At 68.0% G+C, this 17923-nt stretch carries 12 protein-coding genes and 1 pseudogene; 8 read left to right on the top strand and 5 right to left on the bottom strand.

Features of this window, described 5'->3' with window-relative positions; translation table 11 throughout:
- Positions 1 to 43 precede the first annotated feature (43 nt).
- A pseudogene (locus E3N86_RS17885) lies at positions 44 to 1102 on the top strand (enoyl-CoA hydratase/isomerase family protein); the annotation flags it as partial.
- A gap of 42 nt (positions 1103 to 1144) precedes the next feature.
- Complete coding sequence (locus tag E3N86_RS17880; RefSeq protein ID WP_134374498.1) at positions 1145 to 2323, top strand: acyl-CoA dehydrogenase family protein; 1179 nt, start codon at positions 1145 to 1147, stop codon at positions 2321 to 2323.
- A 124-nt stretch (positions 2324 to 2447) separates the two neighbouring features.
- Here the strand turns inward: E3N86_RS17880 and E3N86_RS10645 are convergent, their stop codons facing one another.
- Positions 2448 to 3587 (bottom strand): AI-2E family transporter, encoded by a 1140-nt coding sequence (locus E3N86_RS10645; RefSeq protein WP_134401474.1) that lies wholly within the window; start codon positions 3585 to 3587, stop codon positions 2448 to 2450.
- A gap of 162 nt (positions 3588 to 3749) precedes the next feature.
- On the opposite strand from E3N86_RS10645, the gene E3N86_RS10640 reads away from it, so the two are divergent.
- The gene (locus E3N86_RS10640; protein ID WP_134419436.1) at positions 3750 to 7154 is read left to right on the top strand and encodes a DNA polymerase III subunit alpha; all 3405 of its coding nucleotides are present in this window, start codon (positions 3750 to 3752) and stop codon (positions 7152 to 7154) included.
- 21 nt (positions 7155 to 7175) lie between these two features.
- Positions 7176 to 7724, top strand: coding sequence for a heme-binding protein (locus tag E3N86_RS10635; RefSeq protein ID WP_134401472.1), 549 nt, complete (start codon positions 7176 to 7178; stop codon positions 7722 to 7724).
- On the opposite strand, the gene E3N86_RS10630 is transcribed toward E3N86_RS10635, so the two are convergent.
- From E3N86_RS10630 to pflB, 3 genes are all read right to left on the bottom strand, one after another.
- Positions 7684 to 8718 carry a biosynthetic peptidoglycan transglycosylase gene (locus E3N86_RS10630; RefSeq protein WP_166785075.1) on the bottom strand — a complete coding sequence of 345 codons (1035 nt, stop codon included), beginning with the start codon at positions 8716 to 8718 and terminating at the stop codon, positions 7684 to 7686. The genes E3N86_RS10635 and E3N86_RS10630 overlap by 41 nt on opposite strands.
- A gap of 107 nt (positions 8719 to 8825) precedes the next feature.
- Entirely contained in the window at positions 8826 to 9683 is an 858-nt protein-coding gene (pflA, locus tag E3N86_RS10625; protein WP_104101408.1) for a pyruvate formate-lyase-activating protein, read from the bottom strand.
- A 40-nt stretch (positions 9684 to 9723) separates the two neighbouring features.
- Positions 9724 to 11982 (bottom strand): formate C-acetyltransferase, encoded by a 2259-nt coding sequence (pflB, locus tag E3N86_RS10620; RefSeq protein ID WP_134342363.1) that lies wholly within the window; start codon positions 11980 to 11982, stop codon positions 9724 to 9726.
- Between the two features lie 226 nt (positions 11983 to 12208).
- Between pflB and E3N86_RS10615 the strand changes: the two genes are divergently transcribed.
- Genes E3N86_RS10615 through E3N86_RS10600 form a run of 4 tightly spaced genes read left to right on the top strand, consistent with a single transcriptional unit; the run spans position 12209 to position 16109 of the window.
- Positions 12209 to 12892 (top strand): GntR family transcriptional regulator, encoded by a 684-nt coding sequence (locus E3N86_RS10615; RefSeq protein WP_134511923.1) that lies wholly within the window; start codon positions 12209 to 12211, stop codon positions 12890 to 12892.
- Between the two features lie 41 nt (positions 12893 to 12933).
- Entirely contained in the window at positions 12934 to 14136 is a 1203-nt protein-coding gene (locus E3N86_RS10610) for an MFS transporter (RefSeq protein ID WP_134374422.1), read from the top strand.
- A 25-nt stretch (positions 14137 to 14161) separates the two neighbouring features.
- Positions 14162 to 14677, top strand: coding sequence for a GNAT family N-acetyltransferase (locus E3N86_RS10605; protein WP_104101418.1), 516 nt, complete (start codon positions 14162 to 14164; stop codon positions 14675 to 14677).
- A 4-nt stretch (positions 14678 to 14681) separates the two neighbouring features.
- Positions 14682 to 16109, top strand: coding sequence for a phosphotransferase (locus E3N86_RS10600; protein ID WP_134511922.1), 1428 nt, complete (start codon positions 14682 to 14684; stop codon positions 16107 to 16109).
- A gap of 17 nt (positions 16110 to 16126) precedes the next feature.
- Here E3N86_RS10600 and E3N86_RS10595 read toward each other — a convergent pair whose 3' ends face one another.
- Positions 16127 to 17830, bottom strand: a complete 1704-nt coding sequence (locus E3N86_RS10595; protein WP_104101422.1) for an AMP-binding protein — start codon at positions 17828 to 17830, stop codon at positions 16127 to 16129.
- Between the last annotated feature and the right edge of the window lie 93 nt (positions 17831 to 17923).

Raw genomic sequence — 17923 nt, 5'->3', positions numbered from 1 at the left:
TCGCTTCCGAACGATCTGAGTCTGTGCCGGTAGCGTGGGGTCCATGCTCGAGCTCATGGATGACCGGCCGGACATTCTGCTGCGCCGCGACGGGCGGCTCGCCCAGATCATCCTGAACCGCCCGGCGGCCCTGAACGCCCTGACCCACGCGATGATCCGACGGATGTCCGCGGTGCTGACCGACTGGGCCGTCGACGGTCAGGTCGAGACCGTTCTGCTGACCGGTAGCGGCGACCGGGGCCTCTGCGCCGGGGGCGACATCGTGGCGATCTACCGCAGTGCGGACGCGGGCGCGGACGCGGACGATCGAGCGGACGCTGACGCCGAGGCCGCCCGGTTCTTCGCCGACGAGTACCATCTGAACGCGCAGATCCACCGGTTCGCCAAACCGTACCTGGCCGTGATGGACGGCGTCGTGCTCGGCGGCGGGGTCGGCGTCTCCGGCCATGCGAACACCCGGATCGTGACCGAGCGCACGCGGCTGGGGATGCCGGAGACCGCGATCGGCTTCGTACCCGACGTCGGCGGAAGCTGGCTGTTGTCCCATGCCCCCGGTGAGCTCGGCACCCACCTCGCCCTGACCGCCGCCCTGGTCTCCGGGTCCGACGCCATCGCACTGGGCCTGGCCGACCACTTCGTGCCGAGCGACCGGCTCCCTGCCCTGGTCCGCACCCTGGCCGAGACCGACGCGGCCGAGGCGGTGCGCGCCCTGGCCGAGACTCCCCCGCCCTCCGTCCTCCTCGCCCAGCGGCACTGGATCGACGAGTGCTACGCGTCCGATGACGTGGGCGAGATCGTCGCCGCCCTGCGGCGTTCCCCGGTGGAAGCCGCACGCGACGCCGCCGCCCTCATCCTCACGAGGTCGCCGACCGCACTCGCGGTCACCCTGGCCTCGCTGCGCCGGGCCCGGCGGCTCCCGAGCCTCGACGAGGCGCTCGATCAGGAGTACCGGGTGACGCTCCGTTTCCTGCAGCGGAGCGAGCTGCAGGAGGGCATCCGGGCCCAGGTGATCGACAAGGACCGCAGCCCCCGGTGGTCGCCGGCCGGCCTCGGCGAGGTGACGGAGGCATCCGTCGCCGCGTTCTTCGCGCCGCTCGGCGAGCAGGAGCTGGGGCTCGGAGTGAGGCCCGAGCTGGGGCTCGGAATGGGGCCCGGGCTGGGCGAGGTGCCCTACGTCGACGCCGACCTGATCTTCGTCACCGATCTGCTCACCCCGGGTGAGCGCGCGCGGCTGGCCGCGGCGCGATCGTTCTATCAGGCCGAGGTGCGCCCTCTCGCCGTGGACTACTGGAACCGCGCCGCGTTCCCGTTCGAGCTGCTGCCCCGCCTCGCCGCGCAGAACCTCGCCGCGACCGGTGCTGCCGCGACCAGCCATCTGCTCACCGGGCTGCTGCAGATGGAGCTGACCCGGGCCGACACCTCGATCTCCACGTTCTACGGCGTGCACCACGAGCTGTTCGCCGCCGCCATCGACGAGCTCGGCTCACCCGAGCAGCGGGAACGTCTGCTGCCGGGCCTCCTGGCCCTGGATAAGATCGGGGCCTTCGCCCTGACGGAACCGGAACACGGCTCGGACATCTCCCGCATGATGGAGACCACGGCCACCCGCAGCGGCGACGAGTGGGTGCTCAACGGCACCAAACGCTGGATCGGCAACGGCGCCATGGCCGACTACGTGCTGGTCTGGGCCCGGGACACCGCGGACGGGCAGATCAAGGGATTCATCGTCGAGACGGAGCGGCCCGGGTTCACGGCCACCCCGATCGAGAACAAGATCGCGGTGCGGATCGTGCAGAACGCCGACATCACCCTCACGGAGGTGCGGATCCCGTACACGAACTGGCTGCCGGGCAGCCAGAGCTTTCAGGACACGAACGTGCTGCTCCGGAACTCGCGGATCTGGGTGTCGTGGCAGGCGGTCGGCCAGCAGCTCGCCGCCTTCGACGTGGCCCGCGCCTATGCGCTGGAGCGGCGCCAGTTCGGCATGCCCATCGCATCCTTCCAGCTGGTGCAGGAGCAGCTCTCCCGCATGATCGGCAACGCCACCCTGTCGCTGTCGCTGATGGTGCAGATGGCGCGACTGCAGGAGAGCGGGCGGCTCACGATGGACCAGGCGGCCCTCGCGAAGGCGACCTGCACGACCCGGATGCGCGAAACGGTGGCCCTTGGCCGCGGTCTGCTCGGCGGCAACGGCATCAGCACCCGGTACGAGATGGCCAAGATCTTCGCCGACGCCGAGGCGATCTACTCCTACGAGGGCAGCTACGAGATCAACGCGCTGTTGGTCGGCCGGGCCGTGACCGGCATCTCCGCCTTCAGCTGATCACCGCTCGCCCGAACGAATTCGACGGAGATTCTGCCCGAATCAGCCCTGAAAACTCCGAAAAGGCAGTTGTGAACGAGAATCTCCGTCGAATTGGTTCAACACCGAACCTGGCGCGCATCGGCTAGGGTGTCGCGCCGGCCGCCCCGAGCGGCGGGGCAGGCGGGGCAGATTCAACCGGCGCGACCGGCGGCACCGGAACCGACGCGACCGGAACCGGCGGCGTGGGAGCGTTCCAGGCCTTGATGACGGCCCAGCCCACGGCGGCGATCGGCACCGAGATGACCGCGCCGACGATGCCGCCCAGGATCGTGCCGGCCGTCAGTGCCAGCAGGATCACCAGGCCGTGCAGGCGCAGTGACTTGCCGAGCACCACCGGGGACAGGAAGTTGCCCTCGAGCTGGTTGACTGCGACCACGATCGTGACCACGATGATGGCGGTGGTCAGGTCGTTCGTGACGAGGGCCACCAGTGCGGCCAGGATGCCGGCGGCCGTCGCCCCGACGATGGGGATGAACGCGCCGACGAAGACGATGACGGCGAGCGGCAGCGCCAGCGGAACCTGCAGGATCCACAGTCCGATCCCGATGAACAGGGCGTCGACGAACGCGACGATCGCCGTGCCGCGCACGTAGTTGCCGAATACCTCGACGCTGCTCACGCCGACGCGTACGGCCCGCTCGTGCCGCTTGCCGGCGAGCGGCTGGATGAGGAAGCTCCAAATGCGGGGGCCGTCCTTCAGGAAATAGAAGAGCACGACGAGGCCGAGCACCACGCCGGCCACGATCTCGGCGGCCACGGAGACCCCGACCAGGGCCCCGGACCCGAACTGGCTGCTGGTGGCGAAGTCGATGACCGATTCGCGCACCGAATCGATCTGAGCGGAATCGATCGGCAGCGTGCCGCTGGTGAGCAGTTCCTGCAGGCTGTCGAGCCCCTCGCTGGCCGAGGTGAAGAGGGTGTCCCACTCGCCGCGGATGCCGAACACCACGAGGGTAACGACGCCACCGAAGACCGCGACGCTCAAGATCAGGGTGATCGCCGCAGCAAGGGATTCGTTCGCCCCGCGGGCCAGCAGGAACCGCATGAAGGGGCGCAGCGCCGACGCCACGATCAGGGCGATCAGGAGCGGGGTGAAGACCAGCTTGAGCTGCGTGATCCCGTAGATGGCCACCACCAGCAGGGCGAGGACCAGCAGGGCCTGACCGGAGCGGATGGCGGCCCGGCCGAGATAGTCCGTCCAGGACGAAGTGGGCGTGGTCATGGGGATCTCCAAACGAGGCGAACGACGGCTGAGCCACCAAGCCTAGCCAGACTGCCTCGCCAGACTGCCGGTAGCGCGTGTCGGCCGTGTGACGTACACTCCCTACATCGAACATTCGTTCTATCTATCACCCGTCGACCTGCCCGCCAGAGGAGTACACACATGTTCGCACACCTCCACGTCGCGAGCGCCTACTCCACGCACTTCGGGGTCACACTCCCCCAGGCGCTGGTGGAGCAGACGCAGGCGCAGAACGGCTCCTTCCTGGCCCTCACCGACCGGGACGGTCTCTACGGCGCGGTCAAGCACGTGCGCGCCTGCGCGGCCGCGGGTATCCGGCCGGGGCTGGGCGCCGACCTCGCGGTGCACGACGACGACGGGCATCCGTTGGGCCGGATCGTGGTGCTCGCCCATGGCGATCTGAACGGTCGTGGCTATGCGGCCCTCTGCCGCGCGGTCAGCGCCGCCCACAACAGCGCCGCGCACAGCGCGTCGGGGCGCCCCAGCATCGCCCGCTCGCACCTCGCCGAGCTGGCCGGACTGCGCTGCCTCACCGTGCTGCTCGGCCCTACCTCCGATGTGGGCCAATCGGTCGAGCGCCGCGACACCGACGCGGCCGGCGCCTGCCTCACCGCGTGGCTGCGCGCCCTGCCGCCGCAGTCGGTGGTGGGTGAAATCGTCTGCCATCTGGCGGCGCCGGGGACTCCCGGCAGCGTGACGCCGGCCACCCGCATGCTCGCCCTCTTCGAGCACGCCGCGCTGCCCGCCGTGCTCACCAACGCCGTGCGCTACGGCACCCCCGACGAGGCCGTCACCGCCGACCTGGCCGACGCGGCCCGCACCCTGACGGCGCTGGCGAACCTGGAGCAGCTGCAGACCAACGGCCAGGCCTGGCTGAAACCCGAAGTCGCCATGAGGCAGGTGGCGCGCATGGTCGTCGACGCCGGGCTGCACGACGACGGCGCCGTCGACCGACTGTTCCGCGACACCGAGCAGCTTGCCGAGCGGTGCAGCCTCGACCCGGACTCCGACATCGGCCTGGGTCGCCCGCGCATGCCGGAGGCACGCATCATCGGCGTCAGCGGCGACCCGCTGACCGAGCTGCACGCCCGGGCCCGGGCCGGCATCGACGACCGCTACCCCGTCACGTCGCCGGCGGGCCGGTCGCTGGCGGATGCTGCGCACGCACGTCTCGTGCATGAGCTGAAGACGGTGGAGCACCTCGGTTTCGCCGGCTACTTCCTCACCGTCGCCCGGGTGGCGGACATCATCCGGGAGATGGGCATCCGCATCCAGGCGCGCGGGTCCGGGGTGGGCTCGGTGCTCAACTACGCCCTGCACACCTCCTCCGTCGAGCCCATCTCCAACGGGCTGCTCTGGGAGCGATTCCTCTCCCCCGAGCGGCAGACCCTGCCCGACATCGACCTCGACGTCGAGTCCGCCAGAAGGCACGACGTCTATCGCACGCTCTTCGACACCTTCGGCAGCGATCGGGTGTCGCTGATGTCCATGACGAACGCCTACCGCGGCCGCGGGGCCGTGCGCGACGCCGGCCTGGCCCTCGGCATGAATCACGAGCAGGTGGCCGCGGTGGCCAAGCAGATGTGGCGCTTCAACGCGCGCGACTTCCGCCGCGCCCTGGCCGAGAAGCCCGAGCTCGAGCCGTTGGCCGCCGAGGTGCGCGCCTCCTCGCAGCTCGACCTGCTGGTCGACCTGACCGCCAAACTCGACCGGCTTCCCCGGCACATCTCCGTGCACCCCTGCGGCGTCATCCTCTCCGACGCCTCCCTGCTCGACCGCACCCCGGTGCAGGCGTCCGGCATGGGGCTGCCCATGTCCCAGTTCGACAAGCACGACATGGACCCGATGGGCCTGATCAAGCTGGACATCCTCGGTGTGCGCATGCAGTCGGCCATGGCCCACGCCGTCGAGGAACATCACCGATTGTCGGGCGAGACCATTGACCTCGACCGAATCCCACTGAACGACCCGGACACCTTCGAACTGATCCGCTCCACTCGCACCCTCGGCATCTTCCAGATCGAATCTCCCGGCCAGATGGAGCTGGTCGGCAAGCTGCAGCCCGAGGTGTTCAACGACCTCACCGTGGAGATCTCCCTGTTCCGGCCCGGGCCGATGCAGAACAACATGCCCCTGAAATACCTTCAGGCCCGGCATGGGGAGGTGATGCCCGACTACATCCACCCTCGGTTCGAGCCGTTCCTCCGGGAGACCCAGGGTGTGGTGATCTTCCACGAGCAGGTGATGCGACTGTTCGACGAACTCACCGGCTGCGGGCTCGGCCGAGCGGATGTCTTCCGCCGCCACCTTGGCAAACCGGAGCAGCTTGCCCGGATCGAGGAGTACGTGCGGATGCGTGCCCTCGAGCGCGGGTTCACCCCCGCCGTGATCGACCGCGCCTGGAGGGTGCTCGCCGGGTTCGGTAGTTTCGGTTTCGCCAAGGCGCACGGGGCGGCGTTCGCCCTGCCCACCTACCAGTCCGCCTGGCTCAAGACCCACCACCCCGCGGTGTTCCTGGCCGGACTCCTCACCCACGCCCCCGGTATGTGGCCGAAAGACCTGATCGTGGCCGAGGCTCGGCTGCTCGGCGTGCCGGTACTGGGCCTGGACGTGCAACACAGCGCCCTCGACTACCGGGTGGAGCAGATCGACGGCGAGCAGTCCGACGGCGGCCGGCGCGGCATCCGTCTCGCCCTGCCGGAACTCTCCGGCTGCACGGCCGCCGAACGCGCCCGCATCGTGCGCCACCAGCCGTTCACCTCGCTGCAGGACTTCCGGGACCGGGTGCGCCCGCGGCGCAGCACGTTCGAGGCGCTCGCCCGGGTGGGAGCGCTCGACAGCTTCATCGGGTACGACCGCACCCGTCGGCACGAGCTGCTCGCCCACATCCAGTCTCTCCGCGGCACAGCGGTCACCATCCACGACGACCAGCTCGCCTTCGACGTGCCTCTGCCGGTGCTCGAATACGAGGGGTCCCGGTTCAACGCGGTGACCTCGCTCGAGCTGCGCGGCCGCAGCCAGACCGACCTCGAACTCAGGGATCTGGGCCTGGCGGTGTCCGGGCACCAGATGGCCCGGTTCTACCCGCTGTTCACGGAGCTGGGCGTTACGCCGGCCTCCGAGCTGATCAACCTGCCCGGCGGCACCGAGGTGCTCCTGGCCGGGGTGCGCCGAGCCACGAACACGCCGCCGATGCGAAACGGGCGCCGGGTGGTCTTCGTCAGCCTCGACGACGGCACCGGACCGGTCTCGAACGTCGTGTTCTTCCACGACGCCCAGGAGCGCATCGGCGGCCCGGTGTTCCACACCGGCCAACTGCTGGTGCGCGGCCGCACCCGTCGGTCCGGCGCGAAGGGCGTCTCCGTCACGGGCGAGAACCTGTGGGATCTCACGGATGTCGCCCGCCGGGTCAAGCTGCGTCACGCGGGCGAGGCGGCCGCCCGGAACGCCGACCGCGCCCACGACCTGGCCGACGAACTGGCCGAGGACCTGGCGGCCATGGCGACCACGAATGTGCACCATCTATGGCCCCGACGCACCGCCTGACCCGCGCTTACACTGGTGTCCATGACCGAGAAACAGCGCTACGACGTGCTTCGTCAGTACGCCGACTTCGAACTGCGTCACTATCCCCGCACCGTGCTGGTGCAGGTGGAGGTGGCCGGGGACTTCTCCGCGGCCGGCAACCGCGGCTTCGGGCCGCTCTTCCAATACATCAGCGGCAACAACCAGACCTCGACACGCCTCGCGATGACCGCGCCCGTGATCCAGGAGACCACGACCCCGCAGAGCCACACCGTCAGCTTCGTCCTCCCCGACGGGATGCCGCCCGCGGAGGTGCCCGTGCCCCGCGACGCGCAGGTCAGCACGAAGGAGGTCCCCGAGCGCACGGTCGCCGCCCGCCGCTTCAACGGCGGCTGGAGCGAGGAAAGGTTCGCGCAGAACGGCACCCTCCTCGTCGACGCGGTGAGCCGCGAGGGTCTCCTGCTCGCAGGCCGACCCTATTTCGCCCGCTTCGACCCACCCTGGAAGCCGGGCTTCCTCAGGCACAACGAAGCGCTCATCGCCGTCACCGTCACCGGTTCCGGTTCCGGTTCCGGTTCCGGAATCTCCTAGTCGTCGGAATTGTCCGTCGAGCTGCCGTGTTGTCGGTCATCACCCGACGCGTCGCGTAGACCATGCCCGCGAAGGCACCGGCCATGGTCAGCGGAGCCACCTCATTCGTTCCGATCACGGCCGCCGCGGTCTGCACGAGCGGGCTGCCGTCGGCGCGATGCACTCCGAAAGCCGCGGCCGTCTGAAGGATGCCGCACAGGTCCAGTTTCTTCGCCATCCCGATGAAGCCCGTATTGATCGAGCCGAGGGTGGACTCGAGCGCGCTGGAGTTTCCGCCGCTCTCCCCGGCGTCGTTTCTCGGGTTCCAGTTCTGAAAATCATAGTTCTGCGGCCCCCGACAACTGTTGTTGAACGTGCCCTGGATGGCCGGTTGAACCGGTGTGGCCACGGCAGCCTGGAATTTCGCTGCGGTGATCTTCTCGTGCTCGACCATCTCGCGCAGGATGTAGTCCCGGCGTGCCTTGTTGACTGGGTAGCCGTTGGTCTCACTGCCGGGATTGTCGAGGCGAAACTTGGCCGGGTTGCCCACGATCGCCACCAGGCTTGCGGCCTGCGGCAGGGTGAGCTCTGCGGACGTCGTGCCGAAGTAGTAGTTCGCCGCGGCCTCGATGCCGTAGACGGTGCCGCCGAAACCGGTGATGTTGAGGTACTGGCGCAGGATGTCGTTCTGGGGGAATTTCTTCTCCGCCCCGATTGCGAGGCGCATTTTCTTGATCTCGCGGGCGGGGGTGGCGGCGATGACGGCATCCCGGGCGTAGGGGCTGATCTCGTCCCAGTCGACCTCGATGCGGTTCTGATCGTAGAAAGAGGCCAGCAGCACGGACGTGCCGTCGTTCTGGGCGGCGTAGGTGTTGCTCTTCTGGGAGAGCGGTTCTATGTCCGGGTAGCCCGGCAGACTCTCGAACACGGTGATCGAAACCACGAGGCCCAGCCCTCCGATGAGCAGAAATGCGAGTCCGCCACCGAGCCCGCAAATGCCGATCAGTCGAACCACTCCGGCTTTTCTGCGGTTGGCAGGAGGCATCCTCTGGCTTACTGCGCAGAAAAGGCGTGGCACCGCTAGAGATGCCACGCCTCGTCTGGTTCGAGTGTGATTCGCGTCTAGAAGACCGTCAAGCCCCGCGCCTCGAACTGGGCCCTCACCCGCACCAGCAGTGCCTCATCCGGAGGATGAGAGCCGTGCAGCGGGTATGGAATGTTCAGCCGGTCCCATTTGTCCTCCCCCATCTGGTGGAAGGGCAGAACCTCGACGCGCTGCACGTTCGGCCAGCGCGACACGATCTCGGCGACGGCGTCGACGTTGTCGACGGCGTCGGTCAGACCCGGGACGAGAACGAAACGCGCCCAGACGGGAATGTTCCGCTCGCTCAGGCGGTCACCGAATGCGATCGTCGGAGCGAGGTCTCGGCCGGTCACCTCTTTATACGTCTCGGGGATGCCGGACTTGACGTCGAGCAGCACGAGGTCGAGGTTGTCCAGCAGCGTGTCCGACGCGCTCTTGCCCAAAAACCCGGAGGTGTCCAGGGTGGTGTGCACGCCGAGCTTGTGGCACTCCTCGAAGAGTCGAGTTACAAAGGCAGGCTGCATGAGCGGTTCGCCACCGGAGATGGTCAGCCCTCCGCCGGTCGAGTCGAAGACGCCCTTATAGCGCTTGACCCTGGCGACGAGGTCGTCCAGCGTGGTGAGCAACCCATCCTTCATCTTCCAGGTGTCCGGGTTGTGGCAGTACTGGCAGCGCAGCAGACACCCGGAAAGGAAGAGTGTCATTCGCGTGCCGGGACCGTCGACGGCGGTGACCAGTTCCCACGAGTGGACGCTGGCGACCGATCCGTTGTGAATCGCCTCCATTTCGAGGTGGTGGAGTTCAGCCAGTTCGGCTTGTTCACTGCTCACGGATGAACCGTCCACCAGGGCGATCGCCGCGCCGGCGCTGGGCAGACCGAGGTTTACTGCTGGCATTGTCTCGTCCTACTCAGCGTCGCCGCGTTGATATCAGTGATCAGTGCGAGTGGAACGTGCGGCTGATGACATCCATCTGCTGCTCGCGGGTCAGGCGGACGAAGTTCACCGCGTAGCCGGACACGCGAATCGTCAGCTGCGGGTAGTTCTCCGGGTGCGCCATGGCGTCTTCGAGAGTGTCGCGGTTGAGCACGTTCACGTTGATGTGGTAACCGGTTGCCGACGTGAACGCGTCGATGAGGCCGACCAGGCTGGTGATCTGCTCTTCCTTGGTGTGGCCGAGACCACTGGGAACCACCGTGTTGGTCAGCGAGATGCCGTCCTGCGCTTCACTGTAGGGAAGCTTGGCGACGCTGAGCGCCGACGCGAGCATCCCGTGGGTGTCGCGGCCGTTCATCGGGTTGGCACCCGGAGCGAACGACTCGCCCTTGCGGCGACCATCCGGCGTGTTGCCGGTGGCCTTGCCGTAGACCACGTTGGACGTGATCGTCAGGATCGACTGGGTGTGGATGGCGTCGCGGTAGGTCGGGTGCTTGCGGATCATTTTCATGAACCGCTCCATCACGTCGACGGCGATGGTGTCGACGCGGTCGTCATCGTTGCCGAACTGGGGGAACTCGCCCTCGATCGTGTAGTCGACGACCAGGCCGGTCTCGTCGCGCACCGGGCGGACCGTGGCGTACTTGATGGCCGACAGGGAGTCGGCGACCACACTCAGGCCGGCGATTCCGCAAGCCATCGTGCGGATGATCTCCTTGTCGTGCAGCGCCATTTCGAGACGCTCGTAGGCATACTTGTCGTGCATGTAGTGAATACAGTTCAAAGCCGTGACGTAGGTCTCGGCGAGCCACTCGAGCGTTTCCAGGTAGGCCGGGAAGACGGTGTCGTAGGAAAGCACCTCGTCGGCGTTCGGCGTGGTGGCCGGGGCAACCTGCTTGCCGGACACCTCGTCTTTTCCACCGTTGATCGAGTACAGCAGCGCCTTGACGGCGTTGACGCGTGCACCGAAGAACTGCATCTGCTTGCCGACGCGCATGGGCGAGACGCAGCAGGCGATCGCGGCGTCGTCACCCATCTCGGCGCGGATGATCTCGTCGGACTCGAACTGGATGGCCGAGGTGTCGATCGACACCTGCGCACAGAAACGCTTGAAGCCCTCGGGCAGAGCGTCGCTCCAGAGAACGGTGAGGTTCGGCTCGGGCGCTGCGCCGATGTTGTAGAGCGTCTGCAGGAAACGGAACGTGGTCTTGGTGACGAGCGGGCGGCCGTCTTCACCGATGCCGGCGAGCGACTCGGTGACCCAGGTCGGGTCGCCGGCGAAGATCTCGTCGTATTCGGGGGTGCGCAGGAAGCGCACGATGCGCAGCTTGATGACGAGGTCGTCGATCAGCTCCTGGGCGCCCTCTTCGGTCAGGGTGCCGGCGACGAGTTCGCGCTCGATGTAGGTGTCGAGGAAGGCCGCGTTGCGGCCGAACGACATTGCAGCACCGTTTTGTTCCTTGACGGCGCCGAGGTAGGCGAAGTAGAGCCATTGCACGGCTTCGCGCGCGGTGGTGGCCGGCTTGGAGATGTCGGAGCCGTAGGAGGCCGCCATCTGGATGAGTTCCTTGAGGGCCCGGATCTGCTCCGAGTTTTCCTCGCGGGCGCGAATGATGTCCTCGGTCGAGGGCTCCATGTCGAGCTCGGCGCGGTCGTTCTTCTTGCCCGAGATGAGGGCATCGACGCCGTAGAGGGCGACACGGCGGTAGTCGCCGATGATACGGCCGCGGCCGTAGGCGTCGGGCAGTCCGGTGATCAGGTGGCTGTTTCGTGCACGACGGACCCCGGGAGGGTAGACGTCGAAGACGGCGGTGTTGTGGGTCTTGCGGTAATCGGTGAAGACTTTTTCAAGTTCGGGAGACACGGGGTAGCCGTAGGTCTCGAGCGAGGTGGCAACCATGCGCCACCCGCCGAAAGGCATAATGGCACGCTTGAGCGGAGCATCCGTCTGCAGTCCGACGATTACCTCGTTTGCCTGGTCGATGTAGCCCGGAGCGTGGGCCGTAATGGACGACGGCGTGGTGGCGTCGACGTCGTAGACGCCTTTACGGCGTTCCTCGGGGAACATCTCGGACAGCTTGGCCCAGATCCCCGTGGTGCGTGCGGTCGCTCCGACAAGGAAGCTCGAGTCGCCCAGGTAGGGGGTGTAATTGCGCTGGATGAAGTCGCGCAGATCGATCGAATCCTGCCAGGGGCCGGAGGCGAAGTCAGTCCGACCGGCATCATCCGTTCCGCTGCGAACACCTTCAGTGATTGTCATGTAGATTGCTCTCCTCGTGGGATCGAGACACCCTCCGCGAAAGTGTCTCTCCCGCAGTCGGGCCGAGAGAGCAGGACCACGAGGCTCCGGCTAATGCAACGATGCACCGTGTGACTTGCCCTCTTTTCCAACACTACTCCCGTCAGACCCACCCGAACGCGAAATTTATAAGATTGCATCCATTGATGCATTTATAGATAGGTGCATGTGTGACTAAGGTTGAGGTATGAGCTTCCTCCCGATGTCCCGCGGAGCCGCCACGCCCCCCGCCGCGGCCCCCTCCGCCGTCGACCGGATCTACACGACCGTCGCCGACGCCATCATCTCCGGCACCTTGGCCGCAAGCTCGCTGATCACCGAGGGCGAAATTGCCGAGGCCCTCTCCACCAGCCGCACCCCCGTGCGGGAGGCCTTCCTCGAACTCCAGGCTCACGGGCTCCTGACGCTCTTCCCCAAGAAGGGCGCGGTCGTCACAGCCCTGGGCGACACGGAGACGGCCGAGCTGCTACAGGTGCGCGTCATGCTGGAGAACACGGCGGTGACCCTGCTCAGCGAGCGGCCGGACGACATCCCGGGCGTCGACGCCGAGTTGCAGGACCTTATTCGGGTCCAGTCCGACGCCGCCCTGGCCGGCGACCTGCTCACGTTCGCCCGGGCCGACCACCGGTTCCATGCCCGCATCGTCGACGAGACGCATAACCGGGTCATCGACGGGATCTACACCCGGCTCGGCCCCAGGCTTGAGCGCCTCGTGCACCGGGCAGCCCTGCGCGACCCGCGCAACCTCGACCGTCTGGTGGCCGAACACCGAATCCTTGCCCACCACCTGCGCGGCGGCGACACCCTCGCCTACGAGGTCGCTCTGCGCCAGCACGTCGAAGACGGTCATCACGCGCAGCTGGCGCCCTGACCGTCCCCCACCTTCCCGCACCTGCTTTTCAGAAAAGACCCATGACTTTCCGCCGTACCGTTCCCGCCTGGCAGCTCGCCGCTCCTGCCCTGTTCGTCATGGCTTGGGGTGGGAACCACTTCACGCCCCTCCTGCACATGTATGAATCGCTCGGCCACTATTCCGTCGTCATGACCGACCTCTTCCTCGGCTTCTACGTGGTGGGCCTGGTCCCCGGGCTGCTGCTCGCCGGCGCACTCTCGGACCGCTACGGGCGCAAACCCTTGACCCTGGCAGGCGTCGTCCTGGGAATTCTCGCCAGCATCCTGCTGGGTCTGGGATTCTCAAGCGGGATCATGCTCTCCGCCGGGCGCCTGCTGGCGGGGCTGAGCGTCGCCGTGGCGATGGCGGTGGGAACCGCGTGGCTCAAGGAACTGTCCAGCCCGCCGTTCGACAACCAGGCCGGCCGCACGGCAGGGGCACGGCGGCCTTCACTCACCCTCACGGTCGGGTTCGGGCTCGGGGCCGGGGTGGCCGGAGTGCTCGCGCAGTGGGGGCCGATGCCGACCCTCTCCCCTTATGTCGTGCACATCGTGCTCAGCCTGCTTGTGCTCCCCCGCCTGCTGAGGGCCCCGGAGACCGTGCCGCGCTACCGGGCACACCGGCCCTTCTGGCAGGACCTGGCGGTTCCGCTGGCCGGACACCGCCGCTTCGTGCGCGTGATCATTCCGTCAGCTCCCTGGGTCTTCGGCGCCGCCGGCATCGCCTACGCGATCATGCCCACTCTGGTCCAGGACCAACTCGGCAGCCTCAACCTCGCCTACGCGACCCTGCTCACGGTTGTGACCCTCGGCACCGGCGCGCTCGTGCAACCGCAGGTGGCTCGGATCAACCGGGTCACCGATGGGCGTGCACTCATGGTCGGGATGTCCGTGATGCTGCTGGGAGTGGGTCTCAGCGTGGCCACGGCGATCGTGCTGTCCCCGGTGCTCGCGTTCCTCACGGCCGTCGTGCTCGGCGCCGCCTACGGTGTGAGCATCGTGGCCGGGCTCGTGGAGATCCAGAAGATCTCCACGGCGGCCGACCTGGCGGGTATCACCGGGGTCTACTACAGCCTCACCTACATCGGCTTCCTGCTGCCGGTCGCCTTCGCCTGGCTCAATGCCGTGGCCGGTTACCCGGTGCTTCTGAGCATTCTGTTCGTGGTCTGCGCGCTCTGCCTGGCCCTGGTGGCGAACGGGATGCGCCGGCGCGTCACCGAGTAGGCGGCACCTGGATTATCGTCATCCCATGCCCTATTCGCTCCGCCATCTCCTTCCCGCCGACGCCGCACCGGTGCTCGGACTCAACAACGCCGCTGTGCCTGCCGTCAACGCCCATGACGAGGCGAGCCTCTCCGCCCTGCTCGCGGCCAGCAGCCACGCCCTCGCGGTCGTGCACGACGACGCGCCGGGAGAGGTGCTCGGCTTCGCCGTGCTGTTCGGGGTCGACGCCGACTACGCGAGCGAGAACTACCGATGGTTCTCCGCCCGGTCGGAGTCCTTTCTCTACGTGGACCGCATCGTGGTGTCGGACCAGGCCCGCAACCAGGGTCTCGGCGCCCTGCTCTACACCGCGATTTTCGCGGCGGCCCGCGCGGCCGAGGTCGGCCAGGTCTTCTGCGAAGTGAACATCGCACCTCCGAACCCTCGGTCGCTGGCGTTCCACTCCCGGCTCGGCTTCGAGCCGATCGGCGAGCAGTCGACGAAGGGTGGCACCGTCGTGGTGTCCCTGCTGTCGGCTCCCGTCGGCGCGGGCGTACGCTGAGGCCATGACTGTCGACGGTCGCGCAATCCCACTTCCGGATTACCTCAACCACTGGGTGGCGACGCAGCGATGGTTCGCCGACAAGGGCCGTGTGCCGAGACTGGTCAGCATCGGGCGCTGGGTGCTTCCGAGCGAGGAAGCCGAGGTGGACATCCGCACTGAGCTCGTCTTCGATGCCGCAGCCCCGACCCGCACCCTCTACCAGTTGCCCCTGACCCAGCGGACCACTCCCCTCCCCGCAGGCGGGCAGGGCCTCATCGTCACCCTCGCCGACGGCAGCGCGGTCTACGACGGCACCGCCGACCCGGCCTACGGGCGCGCTCTGCTGGGTTTCATCCTGCGCCAGGCCTCCTCACCTGAGCCCGAAAACCTCGGCGCGCGGGCTCGCGGCGAACTCCACTCGAGCGCAGATCCCGCCGAACGGCCGGCCCGGGTTGTCGCCGGCCGTCTGCTGCGCGGAGAACAGTCGAACACCTCGATCATCCTGGACTGCGTCGACGCCGCCGGGCGCCCGGCTCGTCCCGTCATCTGCAAGGTGTTCCGGATGCTGCATCCCGGCGAGAATCCAGACGTGTCCGTGCAATCGGCCCTGGCCCGGGCCGGCTCACGCTTCGTGCCGGAACCGGTGGGCTGCGTGGTCGGCGAGTGGACCGAGCCGGAGCAACCGCGGGTCACCCTCACGGGCCATCTCGTCTTCGCCCAGGAGTTCCTGCCGGGCGCCCCGGATGCCTGGCGGGCCGCCCTGGCCTCGGCCGGGGCCGGGGAGGACTTCAGCAAACAGGCGCGGGCGCTGGGCGTGGCGACGGCAGCCGTGCACGCCGACCTGGCCGCCGTGATGCCCACTCACGACGCCACCCCCGCGGTCATCGCCGCCGAACTCGGCCGGATGCGCGAGCGCTATCGCAGCGCCGCCGCCGAGGTGCCCGCCCTGACCGGCTACGATACGGCCGTCGAGGCGATCTTCGAGCGGGCGGAGAGGGCTTGCTGGCCCCGGCTGCAGCGCATCCACGGCGATTTCCACCTCGGCCAGGCCCTCGAGGTCCCCGGCCGCGGCTGGGTGCTGGTGGATTTCGAGGGCGAACCGCTGCGCCCCCTCGACGATCGCACCCAGCCGGATGTGCCGTTGAAGGACATCGCCGGGATGCTGCGGTCCTTCTCCTATGTGGCCGGCACGGTGGAGCGGTCCTCGCCCGGCGACCAGACGGCGTCGGCCGAAGCGTGGGCCGCGGCGTGCCAGCACGCGTTCCTCGACGGCTACACGCTGCGATCCGGCCAGAGCCTGGCCGGTCAGGAGCCCCTGCTCGACGCGTTCGAGCTGGACAAGGCCCTCTACGAGGCCGTCTACGAGACCCGCAACCGACCCTCCTGGCTGCCGATCCCGCTCGCGGCCATCCGCGGCCTCGTCCTGGAGGTCTCCGCCGGATTGCCGTGAGCGGCCGGAACGGCCGGTCAGCGCTTGAGCTCGGGGAATTGGTCGTCGCGCCACTCACCGGGGAGCCGGGTGTTCTCGGCGGCCGCGGCATCCTCGCGCATGCGCAGTTCCACCCGGCGGATCTTGCCGGAACTGGTCTTGGGCAGCTCGTAGAACTCGACCCGCCGCACCCGCATGTACGGGGGCAGACCGGTGCGGGCGTGGCGCAGCACCGAGAGCGCCGTTTCGCCGTTGGACTCCCAGCCCGCCGCCAGGGCGATGTAGGCCTTGGCGATGTTCAGCCGGGTGTCGTCGGGCGCGGGCACGACGGCCGCCTCGGCCACGGCCGGGTGCTCCAGCAGCACGCTCTCGACCTCGAACGGGGAGACCTTGTAGTCGGAGGACTTGAAGATGTCGTCGGTGCGGCCGATGAACGTGATGTAGCCTTCGGCGTCGCGGCTGGCGACATCACCGGTGTGGAAGTAACCGTCCCGCACGGCCTCCCGCGTGCGTTCGGGATCCCCGTGGTAGCCGGCCATCAGGTTGACCGCGGTGCGGGACAGGTCGAGGCAGATCTCGCCCTCGTCGCTCTCCTCACCGGTGATGGGATCGAGCAGCGTGATCGCGACGCCCGGCAGGGGCATCCCCATCGAACCGGCCAGAAGTGCGGAACCCGGGGCGTTGCCCACGATCGCCGTGGTCTCGGTCTGGCCGTAGCCATCCCGGATGGTGAGTCCCCAGGAACGCTGGATCTGGTGGATGACCTCCGGGTTGAGCGGCTCGCCGGCCGAGATGATCTCGCGCAGGCCTACCGGCTTGGCGCCGACGTCGGATTGGATCAGCATGCGCCACACGGTCGGCGGGGCGCAGAAGGTGGTCACTTTCGCGCGGTGCAGCTGGTCGGCGAGGGCGAACGGGTCGAACCGGGCGTAGTTGTAGACGAAGACGGTGGCCTCGGCGATCCACGGGGCGAAGAAGCTGCTCCAGGCGTGCTTGCCCCAGCCGGGCGAGCTGATGGCCAGGTGCACGTCGTCCGGGCGGAGTCCGATCCAGTACATGGTGGTCAGGTGCCCCACGGGATAGGACGTCTGGGTGTGCACCACCATCTTCGGCTTGCTGGTGGTGCCCGAGGTGAAGTAGATCAGGGACGCGTCGTCGGAGGACACGACCACGGCGGGCTTCTCGGCCGCGACGAGCGCGGCATCCGCGTAGTCGGCCCAGCCGGGGGTGGCCGCACCGACGCAGACGCGCGAGAAGTCGCCGGGCACCGCGTCGAACTTGGCGGCGTCGCCGGCGTTGGCGATGACGTGCTGCACACCGCCGCGCAGAACCCGGTCGGCCAGGTCGCCGGTCGCAAGCACCGTGGACGTGGGCAGGATGACCGCGCCCACTTTCATGATGGCGAGCATCAGCTCCCAGAGCTCGACCTGGTTGCCCAGCATCAGCATGACGTGGTCGCCGTGCCCGACGCCCCGGGAGATCAGCCAGGTGGCCACCTGGTCGGAGCGCGCCGACATCTCACTGAAGGTCACCGTCAGTTCGCGACCATCTTCCTCCACGATCCACAGGGCGGTCTTGTCGTTGCCAGCGGCGATGACGTCGAACCAGTCGACGGCCCAGTTGAAGTTCGCCCCCACATCCGGCCACTCAAACTCGGCCTGGGCGCGCGCATGATCGTCTCGCAGCTGCAGAAGGTGGTCGCGCGCGCCTCGAAGGGCGGTGGTGCTCTGGGGGGTGGTCATCCGTCCCATCTTCCTCGGTTCAAATGCCCAAAACGGAATACGACACCCGGCCGCGGGGCCGGCAGGTCCCGCAGGTTCCGCAGCTCGGCGCCG

The organism is Cryobacterium sp. Hz7 (genome assembly GCF_004402815.1).
In the GTDB taxonomy this organism is placed as follows: domain Bacteria; phylum Actinomycetota; class Actinomycetes; order Actinomycetales; family Microbacteriaceae; genus Cryobacterium; species Cryobacterium sandaracinum.
Note: the sequence above shows the minus strand (reverse complement) of the source record. Positions and strands in the feature narration are given on the sequence as shown.